This window comes from Marinibacterium sp. SX1 (assembly GCF_050389775.1).
Taxonomy (GTDB): Bacteria; Pseudomonadota; Alphaproteobacteria; order Rhodobacterales; family Rhodobacteraceae; genus Marinibacterium.
In genome coordinates this window covers 144522-161318 of record NZ_CP177144.1, presented here as the reverse complement: position 1 = coordinate 161318, position 16797 = coordinate 144522, and the positions used below count along the sequence as shown (strand labels likewise).

14 protein-coding genes are annotated in these 16797 nt (G+C 67.4%); 8 read left to right on the top strand and 6 right to left on the bottom strand.

What is annotated here, in order from left to right:
• Position 1: 1 nt before the first annotated feature.
• Positions 2-673: a hypothetical protein gene (locus tag ACK3BB_RS00745; protein WP_428926819.1), complete on the top strand. Its 672-nt coding sequence runs from the start codon at positions 2-4 to the stop codon at positions 671-673.
• A 582-nt stretch (positions 674-1255) separates the two neighbouring features.
• Here the strand turns inward: ACK3BB_RS00745 and ACK3BB_RS00740 are convergent.
• Positions 1256-2500: an L-rhamnose isomerase gene (locus ACK3BB_RS00740; RefSeq protein WP_428926818.1), complete on the bottom strand. Its 1245-nt coding sequence runs from the start codon at positions 2498-2500 to the stop codon at positions 1256-1258.
• A gap of 88 nt (positions 2501-2588) precedes the next feature.
• Positions 2589-4691 (bottom strand): bifunctional rhamnulose-1-phosphate aldolase/short-chain dehydrogenase, encoded by a 2103-nt coding sequence (locus tag ACK3BB_RS00735; protein ID WP_428926817.1) that lies wholly within the window; start codon positions 4689-4691, stop codon positions 2589-2591.
• Between the two features lie 200 nt (positions 4692-4891).
• Between ACK3BB_RS00735 and ACK3BB_RS00730 the strand changes: the two genes are divergently transcribed.
• From ACK3BB_RS00730 to ACK3BB_RS00700, 7 genes are all read left to right on the top strand, one after another.
• Positions 4892-5698, top strand: coding sequence for a DeoR/GlpR family DNA-binding transcription regulator (locus ACK3BB_RS00730; RefSeq protein WP_428926816.1), 807 nt, complete (start codon positions 4892-4894; stop codon positions 5696-5698).
• A gap of 46 nt (positions 5699-5744) precedes the next feature.
• On the top strand, positions 5745-6749 hold the full coding sequence (rhaS, locus tag ACK3BB_RS00725) for a rhamnose ABC transporter substrate-binding protein (protein WP_428926815.1): 1005 nt from the start codon (positions 5745-5747) through the stop codon (positions 6747-6749).
• A gap of 73 nt (positions 6750-6822) precedes the next feature.
• Positions 6823-8355, top strand: a complete 1533-nt coding sequence (locus tag ACK3BB_RS00720) for a sugar ABC transporter ATP-binding protein (protein WP_428926814.1) — start codon at positions 6823-6825, stop codon at positions 8353-8355.
• Between the two features lie 299 nt (positions 8356-8654).
• On the top strand, positions 8655-9635 hold the full coding sequence (locus tag ACK3BB_RS00715) for an ABC transporter permease (RefSeq protein WP_428926813.1): 981 nt from the start codon (positions 8655-8657) through the stop codon (positions 9633-9635).
• Entirely contained in the window at positions 9632-10633 is a 1002-nt protein-coding gene (locus ACK3BB_RS00710; protein ID WP_428926812.1) for an ABC transporter permease, read from the top strand. The genes ACK3BB_RS00715 and ACK3BB_RS00710 overlap by 4 nt, the downstream gene beginning before the upstream one ends.
• On the top strand, positions 10633-10947 hold the full coding sequence (rhaM, locus tag ACK3BB_RS00705; protein WP_428926811.1) for an L-rhamnose mutarotase: 315 nt from the start codon (positions 10633-10635) through the stop codon (positions 10945-10947). Before ACK3BB_RS00710 ends, rhaM begins: the two co-directional genes overlap by 1 nt.
• Positions 10944-12362, top strand: coding sequence for an FGGY-family carbohydrate kinase (locus tag ACK3BB_RS00700; RefSeq protein ID WP_428926810.1), 1419 nt, complete (start codon positions 10944-10946; stop codon positions 12360-12362). The genes rhaM and ACK3BB_RS00700 overlap by 4 nt, the downstream gene beginning before the upstream one ends.
• A 280-nt stretch (positions 12363-12642) precedes the next feature.
• Here ACK3BB_RS00700 and uxuA read toward each other — a convergent pair whose 3' ends face one another.
• The 4 genes from uxuA to kduI are packed head-to-tail and all read right to left on the bottom strand — an operon-like array spanning position 12643 to position 16793.
• Positions 12643-13812 carry a mannonate dehydratase gene (gene uxuA / locus ACK3BB_RS00695; protein ID WP_428926809.1) on the bottom strand — a complete coding sequence of 390 codons (1170 nt, stop codon included), beginning with the start codon at positions 13810-13812 and terminating at the stop codon, positions 12643-12645.
• Entirely contained in the window at positions 13809-15251 is a 1443-nt protein-coding gene (locus ACK3BB_RS00690) for a mannitol dehydrogenase family protein (RefSeq protein ID WP_428926808.1), read from the bottom strand. The genes uxuA and ACK3BB_RS00690 overlap by 4 nt, the downstream gene beginning before the upstream one ends.
• A complete protein-coding gene (gene kduD / locus ACK3BB_RS00685; RefSeq protein WP_428926807.1) occupies positions 15223-15969 on the bottom strand; it encodes a 2-dehydro-3-deoxy-D-gluconate 5-dehydrogenase KduD in 747 nt (248 codons plus the stop codon). Before kduD ends, ACK3BB_RS00690 begins: the two co-directional genes overlap by 29 nt.
• On the bottom strand, positions 15966-16793 hold the full coding sequence (gene kduI / locus ACK3BB_RS00680) for a 5-dehydro-4-deoxy-D-glucuronate isomerase (protein ID WP_428926806.1): 828 nt from the start codon (positions 16791-16793) through the stop codon (positions 15966-15968). Before kduI ends, kduD begins: the two co-directional genes overlap by 4 nt.
• Positions 16794-16797 lie beyond the last annotated feature (4 nt).

The following is a 16797-nucleotide window of genomic DNA, read 5'->3' as shown; positions in this document are numbered from 1 at the left end:
GATGAGCGACATGGCACCGCCTGATCGGCCGCCCCGTTCGGGGGCATCGGTACTTGTCACCTTCGGGGTGCTGGCCTCGGTCGTGATCCTGTTGTCGGTGGCGGCGGGCGATGGCACCGACACCGCCCCGGCCATGGTGCGCAACATCACGCCCGAGGCCGTGGCCCAGGCCATCGGGGCCATTGTCCTGCTGGCCGCCCTGATCGAACGGGCCGTCGAGGTGGCCATGGTCATCGCCTTCGGCCCGGCCGAGCGCGACATGTCGATCAGCCTGCTGGAATCCCGCGCGCGCACCGCCGCAGCGGCCGAGGCGCTGGAAACCCTGACCGAGGCCACGGCCGAGGTGTCGGGCGCGACCAGCGCCCAGCTCAACGATGCGGCCCAGGCGCTGAATGCCGAGACGGGCAAGAGCATCGAGGCCGTGCGCATCTCCGCCGCGCGCAAGCGGTCGCTGACCGCGCTCAAGACCCGGGCGGCGCTGTCGGTGTCGCTGCTGCTGGCCAGCGTGCTGGCCGTGGGCGGGGTGAACCTGGTCAAGACGCTGTTCATGACCGAATTCACCGGCTGGATGCTGTCGGTCGAGCTGTCGGTCACGGCGCTGGTGCTGGCCGGCGGGGCCGAGGGCGTGCACCAGGTGTTCAAGCAGTTCCTGAGCTACCGCGCCGGATCGTGAGCCGCTCTGCCCGGTGGCCGGCCTGTCATGGGGCCGGGACATTGGGGCTGGGCCGCGGGGGCAGGACGCCTGGCCTTGGGCGTGGCATTCGGGACAAGGGTGCCGTGTCAGGAGGGTCGGGACACGATGGCAAGACGACGGGCCAAGGTCATGGCGGTCAGGACGTCGCATTCAGGACCGGGGGGGCGCACGGCCAGGGCATGCCTGGCCGGACATGGGCCGGGGTGCCGGGACAGGTGCACCGTGCCAGGAGGCCGGTCCCAGACCATAGTGCTCAGGACATGAAGCCCGGACAGATGGGCCGGGACGCGGCGTTCAGCGCCAGCAGGCCGCCGAAAAACTCCAAGCGAAGGAGTTTTGACGCGAAAACGCGTCAATTTTCAGAATCTCTCGTCTATCTGGTGAAAAGGCGGTGCACCGGGGTCTGATGAGCGAGGCGAGAGGCGTGCTCATCAGACCTTTTTCAGCGGCCTGCCAGGGGGGCGCAATCCGCAGCATGGGGTAAAAGCCAAGAAAAAGGCGCGCCCCGGGGGACGCGCCGTTGCGGGGCAGGGGTGGGCCCGCTGGCCCCGCGTTGCCAGGTCACCCGCGGGAGGAAACGGATGCCTGGTAGCTGTCGAGTTCACCGATCAGGCTGCGACCCGTGGGCACGTCCATCCGGGCGCAGAATTCCGCCCAGATCACCCCGTGGGGCAGGTCCTTCAGCTCTTCTGTCACGGTGAAGCGGGTGGTGAAATCCATCGCATCCTCGGCCTTGCGCAGCTGATCCAGCGGCAGGCAGAGCGCGCGCAGCAGGGCCTTTTGCATGTTGCGCACGCCGATGACCCAGGCCGCTGTCCGGCTGATCGTGGCATCGAAGAAATCCAGCCCGATATGGGTGCGCCCCAGCAGGTCGGCGCTGACCAGCTCCTGCGCCATGGCCAGGATGTCGTCGTTCAGCAGGATCACATGGTCGCTGTCCCAGCGCATCGGGCGCGAGACATGCAGCAGGATCTCGTCGAGTGACAACGCGACCGAAGAAAGCTTGTCGGCGATGTTCTCGGTGGGGTGGAAATGGCCCATGTCGAGGCAGAGCAGAGTGCCCTTGCGGATGGCATAGCCCATGTAGAATTCATGGCTGCCCACGGTGCAGGCCTCGACCCCGATGCCGAAGAGCTTGCTTTCGACGGCATCCAGCATCTGCGCCTTGTCGAGCGGGTCTGCAAACATCGCGTCGAGCGAGGCCTCCAGCCGCCTGCGCGCGGCCATGCGGTCGACCGGCGTGTCCTTGAACCCGTCGGGCACCCAGATATTGTTGACTGCCGGGCTCCCCAGCGCCGCGCCCATCTGCGCCGCGATCTCGCGGCAGCGCCGCCCGTGCTCGATCCAGAAATCGCGGATGCCGGCGTCGGGATGGGCCAGCGTCAGGTTGTCGTCGGCCTTGGCATGGGCAAAGAACGTCGGGTTGAAATCCAGCCCGATGCCGCTGGCCCTGGCCCAATCGACCCAGGGCGCGAAATGGGCATATTCGATCTCGTCCCGGTCAGGCGTGGCATCGGTGTCCATGTACATAGCGTGCAGGTTCAGCCGGTGCTTGCCCGGGATCATCGCATAGGCGAAATCCAGGTCGGCGCGCAGCTCGTCGGGCGTGCGGGCCCGGCCGGGGTGGTTGCCCGTGGCCTGGATACCGCCGCCCGACGAGCCGGTTTTCGTCTCGAAACCCACCACGTCATCGCCCTGCCAGCAATGCATGGAAATGGCGATGTCCTTCAGCCGGTCGATGGCTGCGTCGGTGTCGACGCCCCAATCGGCAAAGGCCTGTTTCGCGCTGTCGTAAGTGCTGCTCATGTTCCTCTCCCCTTGCGGCGCGGCGGGGCAAGCCCCGCCCTACGCCTGTCGGTTCCGTAGGGCGGGATTTATCCCGCCGCCCCGGCAATCAGCGCGTGAAGGCCTGCACGTTGCCCGCATCCACGTTCAGGATGTTGCCCGTCGACTTGGCCGAGGTGTCGGCGGCAAAGAAATAGGCCGCCTCCGCGATATCCTCGGGCAGGACCGACCGCTTGAGCATCGACCGCTTGCGGTACATCTCTTCCAGCCCGTCCTTGTCGGTGCCATAGGTCGACGCCCGCTGGTCCAGCCATTCGCCTTCCCAGATCTTCGACCCGCGCAGCACCGCGTCGGGGTTCACCACGTTCACCCGGATGCCCGCCTCGGCCCCTTCCAGCGCCAGGCAGCGGGCCAGGTGGATTTCCGAGGCCTTGGCCGTGCAATAGGCCGAGGCATTGGGCGAAGCTGCCAGCCCGTTCTTGGAGGCGACAAAGATCACCGCCCCGCCGACATCCTGCTTGCGCATCAGCTTGAACGCCTCGCGGCTGACCAGGAAATAGCCCGTGGACAGGATGTCCATGTTCTTGTTCCACAGCTCCAGCGAGGTCTCTTCGACCGGGGCCGACGAGGCAATGCCGGCGTTCGACACCAGGATGTCCACGCCCCCGAATTCCACCGCCGTTTCGGCAAAGGCCGCGGCCACGGCCGCCTCGTCGGTCACGTTCATGATGACGCCGCGCACGACATCCTTGCCGAAGCGCTGTTCCAGGTTGGCCGTCGTGGCGTCCAGGCTGTCGCCGTTGATGTCGGCCAGCATCACGCAGGCGCCTTCGGACAGGTAACGCTCGGCCGTGGCCGACCCGATGCCGCCCGCCCCGCCGGTGACCAGGGCAATGCGCCCGGCCAGCGATTTCGGCTTGGGCATGCGCTGCAGCTTGGCCTCTTCCAGAAGCCAGTATTCGATGTCAAAGGCCTCCTGCTCGGGCAGGCCGACATATTCGCTGACCGAGGACGCCCCGCGCATCACGTTGATCGCGTTGACATAGAACTCGCCCGAGATCCGCGCCGTGGCCTTGTCCTTGGCAAAGGTGATCATGCCCACGCCCGGCACCAGGTAGACCACCGCGTTGGGGTCGCGGATGGCCGGGGAATTGTCATGCTTGCAGCGTTCGTAATAGGCCGCGTAATCATCGCGATAGGCCGCGATCTGCGCCGGCAGACCCTCCAGCACCTCGTCGAGGTTGCCCTTGGTCGGATCGAATTCCACCACCAGTGGCCGGATCTTGGTACGCAGGAAATGGTCGGGGCAGGAGGTGCCCAGAGCCGCCAGCGGCTCCATGTCCACCGCGTTCACGAATTCCAGCACCGCGTCGCTGTCGTTGAAATGGCCGACCATGTGCTGGTTGCCCGAGACGAAACCCCGGATCGCCGGCATCAGCTGGGCCGCCACCTCGCGCCGCGCATCGGGGGCCAGCGCCTCGAATTTCGCGCCGCCGAAGGCCGCGACCGAAGCCGATTTCTCGGCCAGCCATTCGGTTGCCTGGTTGATGACGTCGATCGTCATGTCATAGCATTCCTTGGCCGTGTCACCCCAGGTGAACAGCCCATGGCTTTCCAGCACGACACCATCGGCATCGGGGTTTTCCACGCAGAACTTGTTCAGCCACAGGCCCAGCTCGTAGCCCGGTTTCTTCCAGGGCAGCCAGCCGATCTTGTCGCCAAAGATCTCGGCCGTCAGCTCCTTGGAATTCTTCGATGCCGCGATGGCGATGATCGCATCGGCATGCACGTGGTCGACATGCTTGCGCGGCACATAGGCATGCAGCGGCGTGTCGATCGAGGCCGCGCGCGAGTTCAGGTTGAACGTGCAATGGGGCAGGTAGCCGACCATCTCGTCCTCGAACTCCACCCCGCGATAGAGCCCCTTCAGGGCCTCCAGCTTGTCCATGTAGAGCGTCGCGAAGCCGTCCATCTTGATCGAGCCGATATCGCCGCCCGATCCCTTGACCCAGAGCACCTCGACCTCGTCGCCGGTCAGCGGGTCCTTTTCCATCACCTTGGCCGAGGTGTTGCCCCCGCCATAGTTTGTCACCCGCTTGTCGGAGCCAAGGATGTTCGACCGGTAGAGCAGCAGCTCCGATTCGGATTTGCCGGCCGCTTGGGCCGCGTCCCAGCGGTTATCAAGCAGCTGATCTTCAACGGTTTTGAGCATGATGTCCTCCCAATATGGCGATCCGCTCCTGGCGTCGCCCAGCAGTTCGACTTGGGCCGGAGATTGCGCGGGGCGCGGCGTATTGTCAATCATAACCGATCAAAAGCAATCATGCTGCGACGCAGAATGATCGAAAATGATTGAAACTGATTGACAGCCCCGTCGAATCCACGCAACCTCTCGACCCAAGGGAGGACCGGATGCACGAAAAAGAGCGCCACAGGATCATTCTATCCGCCGTTCAGGAGCGGCCCGTGGTCACCGTGGTCGACCTCTGCGCCCTGACCGATGCCTCCGAGGCGACGATCCGCCGCGACATCGCCACGCTTCACATGCAAAAGAAGCTGCGCCGCGTCCGCGGCGGGGCCGAGGCGATCACCCCGCCGAAATTCGTGGGCCTGGCCGGGCGGCCCTTTGCCGTCAACGAGACCATGCGCATCAAGGAAAAGCAGGCCATCGCCCGGGCGGCGGTGGAGCTGTGCGAAGACGGCGACAGCATCATCATCAACGGCGGCACGACGACCTTCCAGATGGTGCATCCGCTGGCCTCGCGCCGCTGCCAGGTCTTTACCAACTCCTTCCCCATCGCCGAACACCTGCTGAAGCATTCCAAGAACACGGTGATGGTGTCGGGTGGCGTGATCTACCGCGAACAGAACATCATCCTGTCGCCCTTCGACAACGACGTGACCCGCAATTTCTATGCCCGGCGCATGTTCATGGGCGCCCAGGGCGTCGGGCCGCTGGGCCTGATGGAGGCCGACCCGCTGCTGATCCAGGCCGAGCAGAAGCTGATCGGCCAGACCGACGAGCTGGTCGTGCTGGTCGACAGTTCCAAGTTCGCCCATCGCTCGCCGCTGGTGCTGTGCCCGCTGGAGCGGGTCGGCACGGTGATCACCGACGAGGGCATCCCGGACAAGGCGGCGGCCATGCTGGAGGCCGCCGATATCACCCTGATCGTCGCGTCTTCGGGGGCGGCACAGAGCGAGGGCGGGGCTGCCTCTTGAACGGCCCCAACTCTTCAGAACGATCGTGACCATGGGAGGACACATCATGAAACGTCGCACTTTTACCAACATGTTGGCCGGGCTGGGCGTTGCCGCCGGCCTGATGGGCACCACGACCGCCGCGCAGGCCGAGGACATGCGCATCGCGCTGGTCGTCAAGGCGCTGGGGATCGGGTTCTTCGAAGCCGCGGCCAAGGGCGCCGAGGAAGCCGCCGCCGAGCTGGGTGATGTGGAAATCATCTACACCGGCCCGACCGACACCACGGCCGAGGGCCAGATCGAGGTGATCAACTCGCTGATCGCCCAGCAGGTCGATGCCATTGCCATCTCGGCCAATGACACCGACGCCCTGGTGCCGACGCTGAAGAAGGCCATGCAGCGCGGGATCACCGTGATCTCGTGGGATTCCGGCGTGGCGCCCGAAGGCCGCCAGGTCCACCTGAACCCGTCGTCCAACCCGCTGATCGGCAACATGATCATCAAGCTGGCGGCCGACAACCTGCCCGAGGGCGGCCAGGTGGCCGTGCTGTCGGCCTCGGCCACGGCGACGAACCAGAACATCTGGATCGACGAGATGAACAAGGTCATGGCCGACTACCCGGGCATCGAGGTCGTGGGCACGGTCTATGGCGACGACCTGGCCGACAAGTCCTACCGCGAGGCCCAGGGCCTGATGCAATCCTATCCCGATCTCGACGCGATCATCGCGCCGACCAGCGTGGGCATCGTGGCCGCGGCGCAGGCCGTGGAAGACGCGGGCAAGGTGGGCGAGGTCAACGTGACCGGCCTGGGCCTGCCGTCGGAAATGGCCGGGGCCATCGAAAGCGGGGCGTCCAAGTCCTTTGCCATCTGGAATCCGATCGACCTGGGCTATTCGGCAACGATGATCGCCCATGCCCTGGCCTCCGGCGCGGCCGAGGCCGAGCCGGGTGCCGAGATCCCGATGGGGCGCATGGGCGCGGTGACGCTCGATGACACCAACTCGGGCGCCATGGCCGATCCCTTCGTCTACGATTCCTCGAACATCGACGATTTCAAGTCGATCTTCTGATCGTCTCCCGAACGCCAGGCCCCGGCGCAGATCCGCGCGGATCCGCGCCGGGGCCACCAATGGAGTCCGACCGATGCTGATGCAGACCCAGAACCGCTCCGCCACCGAAGGTACGGCCGACCATGGTCCCGTGCTGGAACTGGACGGCGTGACCAAGACCTTTCCGGGCGTCAAGGCGCTCGACGGGGTCACCCTGCGGCTTTACCCCGGCCAGGTCACGGCGCTGATCGGCGAGAACGGGGCCGGCAAGTCGACGGTCGTCAAGATCATGACGGGCATCTACCAGCCCGACGGCGGCGACATCCGTGTCGACGGCACGGCCACGCGCTTTCCCACGGCCCAGGACGCGGCCCATGCCGGGATCACGGCCATTCACCAGGAAACCGTGCTGTTCGACGAATTGTCGGTGGCCGAGAACATCTTCCTGGGCCACGCCCCGCGCAACGGCTGGGGCCTGATCGACTGGTCGACGATGCATGCCCGGGCCAGTGAGATCCTGCGCAGCATCGGGGCCGAGATCGACCCCACGCACAAGCTCCATGACCTGGGCATTGCCAACAAGCACCTGGTGGCCATTGCCCGGGCCCTGTCGATCGACGCCCGCGTGGTGATCATGGACGAACCCACCGCCGCCCTGTCCCACAAGGAGATCGAGGAGCTTTACGAGCTGGTCGACACGCTCAAGGCCCAGGGCAAGGCGATCCTGTTCATCAGCCACAAGTTCGACGAGATCTTTCGCATCGCCGACCGCTACACGGTGTTCCGCGACGGCCAGTTCGTGGGCGACGGGCTGATGGCCGACGTGTCCGAGGGCGACCTGGTCAAGATGATGGTCGGCCGTGACGTGGCGCAGATCTTTCCCGACCGCACCAGCCATATCGGCGACGAGGTGCTGCAGGTCGTGGGCTATGACCACCCGACCGAATTCGCCGACATCGGCTTCACCCTGCGCAAGGGCGAGATCCTGGGCTTTTACGGGCTGGTCGGGGCCGGCCGGTCGGAATTCATGCAATCGCTCTTCGGCATCACCCGGCCGAGCAAGGGTGTGGTGAAGATCGACGGCCAGATCCGGGTGATCCGCTCGCCGGCCGATGCGGTCGAGAACGGCATCGTCTACGTGCCCGAGGACCGGGGCAAGCAGGGGGCCATCACGGCCATGCCGATCTTTCAGAACGTCACGCTGCCGTCACTGGGCCGGACGTCGAACAAGGGCTTCATCCGGCTGGCTGAGGAATTCGCCCTGGCCCGGGAATACACCCAAAGGCTCGATCTGCGGGCGGCGTCGCTGGACACTAATGTCGGCAACCTGTCGGGCGGCAACCAGCAGAAGGTGGTCATTGCCAAGTGGCTGGCCACCCAGCCCAAGGTCATCATCCTCGACGAGCCGACCAAGGGCATCGACATCGGGTCCAAGGCCGCGGTGCATGATTTCATGGCCGAACTGGCCGCCCAGGGCCTGGCCGTGATCATGGTCAGCTCGGAGATCCCGGAGGTCCTGGGCATGTCCGACAGGGTCATCGTCATGCGCGAAGGCCGCATGGTCGCCGAGGTTGCGGGCGATGACCTGACCCCCGAAACGCTTGTCCGCCACGCGGCGGGCATCTGATCCGCCCGATCCGGGGCGGCGATACCCGCCCGGGTCGTTCGGGCCCGCAAAGACCTGCCCGCGCCGATCCCGGCGGGTGAAGACCAGCCCGCCGCGGCGGCTCGCCGCTTCCACCGGCGCCGATGCCGGGTAACGACCTCCCGCCCGTGCCGACGCCGGGCAATTAATCCCGGCCCGCGCCGATGCCGGGCAATGAACCCCAGCCCGCGCAGATGCCGGGCGCTATCCCCCGCCCGCTGTGATGCGGGCGCTGATATCCACACCCGCCCCGGCGGGTCCGCCGACGAAAGGCCGACATCATGTTCCGTCTCCTGGCCTCGCGCGAAGTGCTGCTGGCCGGCGCCATTGCCGTCCTGCTGGCCCTGATCGCCACCCGGTTCCCGGCCTTCGTGGCCCCGGCGAACCTGGCCCATGTGTTCAACGACACCGCGCCGCTGATCCTGCTGGCCATCGGCCAGATGATCGTCATCCTGACCAAGTGCATCGACCTGTCGGTCGCGGCCAACCTGGCCCTGACCGGCATGGTCGTGGCCATGATCAACGTGGCCTTTCCCGGCGTTCCGGTGGCCGTGATCCTTGTCGTGGCCATCGCCCTGGGCACGCTCCTGGGCATGATCAACGGCCTGCTGGTCTGGAAGCTGGACATCCCCCCGATCGTCGTCACCCTGGGCACGATGACCATTTTCCGGGGCATCATCTTCCTGTTGTCCGAAGGCAAATGGGTCAACAGCCACGAGATGTCCGCCGCCTTCAAGGCCTTCCCCCGGGCCGGCATCCTCGGCCAGCCGGTGCTGAGCTGGATCGCCGTCCTGGCCGTCATCCTCTTTGCCGTGGTCATGACGCGCACCACCCTGGGCCGGTCGTTCTATGCCGTGGGCGGCAACCCCCATGCGGCAACCTATACCGGCATCGACGTGGGCCGGACCCAGTTCTGGGCCTTCACCATTTCCGGCGCGCTGGCCGGGCTGACCGGCTATCTTTGGGTCTCGCGCTATGCCGTGGCCTATGTCGACATCGCCGCGGGCTTCGAGCTTGACGTCGTTGCGGCCTGTGTCATCGGCGGCATTTCCATCGCCGGGGGCATCGGCACGGTCGGTGGCGCACTGCTGGGCGCGCTGTTCCTGGGCGTGATCAAGAACGCCCTGCCGGTCGTCGATATCTCTCCCTTCTGGCAACAGGCCATCTCGGGCGGGGCGATCATCATCGCCGTGGCCGTCAATGCCCGCGCCTCGCGCAGCAAGGGCCGGATCATCCTCAAGACAGCGGAGCATGCGGCATGACAACCCTCACGACCGACCAGCCGACCGGCCGGCAGATCCCCGACCGCCTGCGCTCGCCGCTGGAAACCCGCCTGAAGAGCTGGGAAAGCCTGCTGCTGCTGGTGGCCATCGCGATCTTTATCGCCAATTCCCTGGCCTCGCCCTATTTCCTCAATGCCTGGAACCTCAGCGACGCGACCTTCAACTTTACCGAAAAGGCCATGATCGCCTTTGCCATGGCCCTGCTGATCATCGCCGGCGAGATCGACCTGTCGGTGGCCTCGATCATCGCGCTGGCCTCGACGGCCATGGGCGCGGCGGTGCAGGTCGGCGTGGGCACGCCTGGCCTCGTGCTGATCGGGCTGGGCACCGGGCTGATCTGCGGGGCGTTCAACGGGGTGCTGGTCACGCGCATGGGCCTGCCGTCCATCGTGGTGACCATCGGCACCATGAGCCTCTTCCGGGGCATCAGCTACATCGTCCTGGGCGACCAGGCCTATCGCGGCTATCCCGACAGCTTTGCCTTCTTTGGCCAGGGCTATGTCTGGTGGGTGATCTCGTTCGAATTCGTGCTCTTTGCCGTGCTGGCCGTGATCTATGGCGTGCTGCTGCACAAGACCAATTTCGGCCGCTCGGTCTATGCCATCGGCAACAATGCCACCGGCGCGCTGTTCTCGGGCATCCGCGTCGACCGGGTCAAGTTCATCCTGTTCCTGCTGACCGGGCTGATGTCGGGCCTGGCCGCGATCTGCCTGACCTCGCGGCTGGGCTCGACGCGCCCGTCCATCGGGATCGGCTGGGAGCTGGAGGTCGTCACCATGGTCGTCCTCGGCGGCGTGTCGATCCTGGGCGGGTCGGGCACCCTGCCGGGGGTGGTCATCGCGGCCTTTGTCATGGGGCTGGTGACCTTCGGGCTGGGCCTGCTGAATGTGCCGGGCATCGTTATGTCGATTGTCATCGGCGCCCTGCTGATCGGGGTGATCGCGCTGCCCCGGCTCTGGGCGAAATGGAGATCGTGATGCAGAAATACGCTTTCAGGATGCAGCTGAACCCCGGCTGCCGGGCCGAATACGAGAAACGCCATGACGAGATCTGGCCCGAGCTGGTCGCCCTGCTGAAAGAGGCCGGGGTGTCGGATTACTCGATCCATCTCGACGAGGAGACCGGCGCGCTGTTCGGCGTGCTCTGGCGGACGGACGATCATGGCATGGATGCCCTGCCGGGCACCGAGATCATGCAGCGCTGGTGGGCGCATATGGCCGATATCATGGAAACCCATCCCGACAACGAACCGGTGGCGGTGCCGCTTGCGCCCGTCTTTCACATGCCATGAACCGGGTGTTGCAGGGCGGCGCGGCGGGCACGGAGGCCAGCGCAGGGACAGCCGGCCACGTGGCGGTCATCGACATCGGCAAGACCAATGCCAAGCTGGCGCTGGTCGACCTGGCCGACCTGTCGGAACTGGCCGTGGTCACCCGGCCCAACACCGTTCTGGCCGGACCGCCCTGGCCGCATTTCGATGTCGAGGGCCATTGGGCGTTCCTGCTCGATGCCCTGGCCCGGTTCCAGTCCGAGCACGGGGTCGATGCCATATCGATCACCACCCATGGCGCCTGCGCGGCGCTGCTGGGGGCGGATGGCAGGCTGGCCGCGCCGATCCTCGATTACGAACATGACGGCCCTGATGCCCTTGCCGCCGACTACGATGCCCTGCGCCCGGATTTCGCCGAGACCGGCTCGCCCCGGCTGGGCATGGGACTGAACATCGGCGCCCAGCTGCATTGGCAATTCGCCCAGGATGCCGGGCTGAAGGACCGCACGGCCACGATCCTGACCTATCCGCAATACTGGGGCTTCCGGCTGACCGGCGTGGCCGCGACCGACGTGACCTCGCTGGGCTGTCACACCGATCTGTGGGCGCCGGGGCAGGGCGGGTTCTCGTCGCTGGTCGACCGGCTGGGCATCGCCGGCAAGATCGCCCCGGCCCGGGCGTCGGGCGACGTGCTGGGCCCGGTCCTGCCAGAGATCGCCCAGGCCACCGGGCTGGCGCCGGGCACGCCTGTCCATTGCGGCATCCATGACAGCAATGCCTCGCTGCTGCCGCACCTGATGGGCCACGATACGCCCTTTTCCGTCGTGTCGACCGGCACCTGGGTCATCGCCATGAGCGTCGGCGGCCGGCCCGTCACGCTGGACCCGGCGCTGGACACGCTGATCAACGTCAATGCCTTTGGCCAGCCGGTGCCCTCGGCCCGGTTCATGGGCGGGCGCGAGCACGACATGATCATGGGCGGGGCCTATCCCGAGCCGGGCGCGGCTGACATCGATGCCGTGCTGGATGGCCATGTCATGCTGTTGCCGGCCGTGGTGCCCGAGACCGGGCCGTTCACCGGGCGGCAGGCCCGCTGGCTGCCGTCCGAGCCGCAGGGCGGCCAGCGCGCGGCGGCGCTGGGGTTCTACCTGGCGCTGGTCACCGCCCGCTGCCTGGCGCTGATCGGCCATGACGGGCCGATCATCGTCGAGGGGCCCTTTGCGCGCAACGGCTGTTTCCGGCGGATGCTGGCCGCGGCGACCGGGGGTGAGGTGCTGGCCATGAAGGGCGCGACGGGCACCAGCCAGGGTGCGGCGCTGCTGGCCGGGCCGGACCGGGTGATGCCGGCCGAGGCCCTGCGCGACGCTCCGCCCGCAGGCGCCGATGCCGAACGGATGCAACGCTATGTTGCCGCCTGGACTGCCGCGCTGGGGTGAGGGCGTGCCCGAAGGCGCCGATGCCGAACGGGTGCGGTGTTACGTTGCCGCCCGGACCGCCGATCTAGGGTGAGAGCTTGCTCGAAGGCGCCGAGGCCAAACGGGTGCAATGCTATGTCGCCGCCTGGACCGCTGCTCTGAGGTGAGGGCGTGTCCGAGGGGCGGGCCGGGTCGGGCGGGTCTCGCCCGCCCGTGTGTCGGGGGTGTGTGTCAGAGCCCTTGGATCAGGGCGCATGGGTTAGGGCGCAAGGGGCCGTCCCGATGGCTCTGGCCCGGTGTGTCAGGCCCGATGCCCCAGCCCGGCAATCACCCCGCGCAGTTCCGCCAACCCGCGCAACCGACCGATCAGCGGATAGCCCGGGTGGGTCTTGCGCCCCAGATCGCCCAGCAGGGCATGGCCGTGATCGGGCCGGAAGGGGATCGCCCGCCCGCCGCTCTCCGCCCGCCGGCGGTCCTCGTCCAGCAGTGCCGCGACAAGGGCCACCATGTCGGTGTCCCCCTCAAGATGCGCGGCCTCCTGAAAGGACCCGTCGGGTTCCTTGGCCACGTTGCGCAGATGGGCGAAATGGATGCGATCCGCGAAGCGCGCGGCAATCGCCGGCACGTCATTGGCCGGGTTGGCCCCCAGTGATCCCGAACACAGCGTCAGCCCGTTCGCGTGGCTGTCCTGCATGGCCATGATCGCCGCGATGTCCGCCTCGCTCGACACGATGCGCGGCAGGCCCAGCAACGGGCGCGGCGGGTCGTCGGGATGGACGCAGAGGCCAATGCCGGCCTCCTCGGCCGTGGGTACGACCTCGGCCAGGAACCGGGCGAAGGACGCGCGCAGATCGTCCGCCGTGAACCCGGCCCAGGGGGCCAGGGCCGCCCGCAGACCGGCGACGTCATAACGATCATAGGCCCCGGGCAGGCCCGACATGATCGCCGTCAGCAGCCGCTGGCGTTCACCCTCGTCGGCCCCGTCGGCCCAGGCCTGCGCGGCGGCGATGACCTCGGGCGTGTAATCCGCCTCGGCCCCGGGGCGCTGCAGCATGTGCAACTCGAACCCGGCCATCTCGACCTGGGAAAACCGCAGGGCATGGCCACCGGTGGGCAGCGGTGCGTCCAGCCGCGTGCGGGTCCAGTCGAGCAGGGGCATGAAGTTGTAACAGACCGTGGTGATGCCCTCGGCCGCCAGGTTGGCCAGCGACTGGCGGTAATTGGCGAACAGCCGGTCCAGATCGCCCACCCCGCGCTTGATGTCCTCGTGCACGGGCAGGCTTTCGACCACGGCCCAGTGCAGCCCGGCGGCCTCGATCATGGCCTTGCGCGCGGCGATGGCCTCGCGCGGCCAGATTTCGCCATAGGGAATGTCGTGCAGGGCGGTGACAATGCCCGTGGCCCCGGTCTGGGCGATCTCGGGCAGGGCGATATCGTCCAAGGGGCCGAACCAGCGCCAGGTTTCGATCATTGTACCAGCTCCGTCACGGTGGCCTTGGCGCCCTTGTCCAGCAGGGCGGTCAGCGCCTGTGTCACGGGGGTTTGCAGGGCAGCGGCCAGGTCTGCGGGAAAGATGTCGCGGATGGCCAGCAGGGCGGCGGCCTTGTCGTCAGGGGTGTCGGCCCCGTCCCAGGCGGCCTTCAGCCGGTCGGCCAGCGGGTCGCGCACGTCGATCGGTGCGCCCGTTTCGTCCACGCCCCCGACATAGCGCATCCATCCGGCCACGGCCAGGACCAGCCCCGGCGCGGCCCGCCCGGCGGCCAGGGTATCGGCCAGCGTGCCCAGGATCCGCTGGGGCAGCTTCTGCGAGCCGTCCATGGCGATCTGCCAGGTCCGGTGGCGGATCGCCGGATTGCGATAGCGGTCCAGCAGGGCGGCGCAATAGGCCGCCAGGTCCTCGCCCTCGGGCTGTTCCAGCGTCGGCACGATTTCCTCGGCCCACAGCTTGTCGCACAGCGCGGCATAGGCCGGGTCGGCCACGGTGTCGGCGATGGTCTCGTAGCCGCCCAGATAGCCCAGGTAGGCCAGGGTCGAATGGGTGCCGTTCAGGCAGCGCAGCTTCATCGTTTCATGCGCCTCGACCGAGCGCACCATCTGCGCGCCGACCTTGTCCCAGGCCGGGCGGCCGGTGGGGAAATGGTCCTCGATCACCCATTGGCGGAAGGGTTCGTGCTGGACGCAGGCCGGGTCATGCCATCCCTGCGCGGTTTCCAGCGCGGCGATGTCCTCGGGCGTGGTCGCGGGGGTGATCCGGTCGACCATCGTGGCCGGAAAGGCCACCTGGTCGGCGATCCACCCGGCCAGCTCGGCATCGCGGGCACGGGCGAAATCCAGCACCAGACCGCGCAGAAGGGGCCCGTTCGACGGCAGGTTGTCACAGGTCAGCACGGTGAAGGCGGCGAGACCGGACGCCTTGCGACGGGCGAGCGCGGCGACCAGGAACCCCACGGCCGAGCGGGGCGGGGCGCCCGTCAGATCATGGGCAATGTCGGGATGATCCATGTTCAGCGGGCCCGTCGCCGGCTCATGGGCATAGCCCTTTTCGGTCACGGTCAGCGACACGATCCTGGTTTCGGGCGCGCTCATCACCCGCAACACGGCCTCGGGGTCCTCGGGCGCGACCAGCACGTCGCAGACCGATCCGATCACCCGCGCCTCGGCGCCATCCGGCCCCAGCGTGACCGAGGTATAGGCCCCGCCCTGGGGAACCATCTGGTCACGCGCCGTGGGGCTTTTCAGCGACACGGCCACGATCCCCCAGTCGCCCGGGTCTGCCTGCATGGCATCGGCGGTGTAAACGGCATTGAAGGCCCGGAAGAACGCCCCGGGGCCAAGGTGGACAATGCCCGGTTTCGGCGCGGGGCCGGACCGGGAAAGACGTTCAGCGGGCAAGCCATCCTCCGTCGACATTCAGGACCGCCCCGGTGACATAGCCCGAGGCCGGGGTGCAAAGGAAGGCCACCGCTCCGGCGATGTCGGCCGGATCGCCCCAGCGCCCGGCCGGGATGCGGCCCAGGATCTCGCCCGCGCGGACGGGGTCTTCGCGCAGGGCGGTGGTGTTGTTGGTCGCGATATAGCCCGGGGCCACGGCATTGACGTTGATGCCCTTGCCCGCCCATTCGTTGGCCAGCGCCTTGGTCAGCCCGGCCACGCCGTGTTTCGACGCGGTATAGGCCGGCACGCGGATGCCGCCCTGGAACGACAGCAGCGAGGCGATGTTGACGATCCGCCCGCCCGCGCCCCGGGCAAGCGCCTGGCGCGCAAAGCCCTGGCACAGCAGGAAGACGGCCTTGAGGTTGACGTCCAGCACGGCGTCCCAGTCGTCTTCGGCAAAGTCCTGGGCATCGGCCCGGCGGATGATGCCCGCGTTGTTGACCAGGATGTCCAGCGGCCCGGCCTCGGCCAGCCGCGCCGCCCCGGTCGCCGGGTCGGCCAGGTCCATGGCAAAGGCCTCGGCGCTGCCGCCGGCCTCTTCGATCAGGGCCACGGTATCGGCGCAGGACGACCGACCGGCGGCCAGCACATGGGCGCCGCGTTCGGCCAGCCCGATGGCCGCCGCCTGGCCGATGCCCGTATTGGCCCCGGTGACCAGCGCGCGCTGGCCGTCGATGCGGAAGGGATCGCTCACTTCAGGTCCTCCATGGCGATCATGTCCATGTCGGTGAAATCGACATTGTCGCCGGCCATGGCCCAGCAGAACGTATAGGCCCCGGTGCCCGCGCCGGCATGGATCGACCAGGGCGGCGAGATCACGACCTCGCGGTTGGCCATCACCAGGTGGCGGGTTTCCGACGGCTCGCCCATCAGGTGAAAGACCCGGGCATCGGCCTCCATGTCGAAGTAGAGATAGGCCTCCATCCGCCGGTCATGGGTATGGGCGGGCATGGTGTTCCAGACCGACCCGGTGGCCAGCTGCGTGTATCCCATGACCAGCTGGCAGGTGTCGCAGACCTCGGGGTGCAGGACCTGGATGATGACCCGTTCGTTCGACGTCTCGGCCGAGCCGAGTTCGACCCGCCGTGCATCGGCCGGGCGGATCAGCCGGGTGGGGTGGGTGGCATGGGCGGGGGCCGAGAGGATGTAGAACAGCCCCTCGCCGCCGAATTCCAGCGCCCCGGCGCCGCGCCCGACATAGAGCACGTCACCCTTGTCCAGGGTGTGGGTCTCGCCGGCGACGGTCACGCTGCCGGGCGCGCCGATGTTCAGGATGCCCATCTCGCGCCGGTCCAGCACCGATGCGGTGCCCGTCTCGGCCACGTGGTCCAGCACCAGCGGCGCGCCCGAGGGCGCGGCCGAGCCGACGATCAGCCGGTCGTAATGGGAATAGGTCAGGCGGATTTCGCCCGGGGCAAACAGCCCGCCGACGTGGAAATGGTCGCGCAGGGCGGTTGTGTCCAGGGTCTTGGCGGTGGCCGGGTCGATGGCGTGGCGGGTTTCGGTGATCAGGGTCATGTCG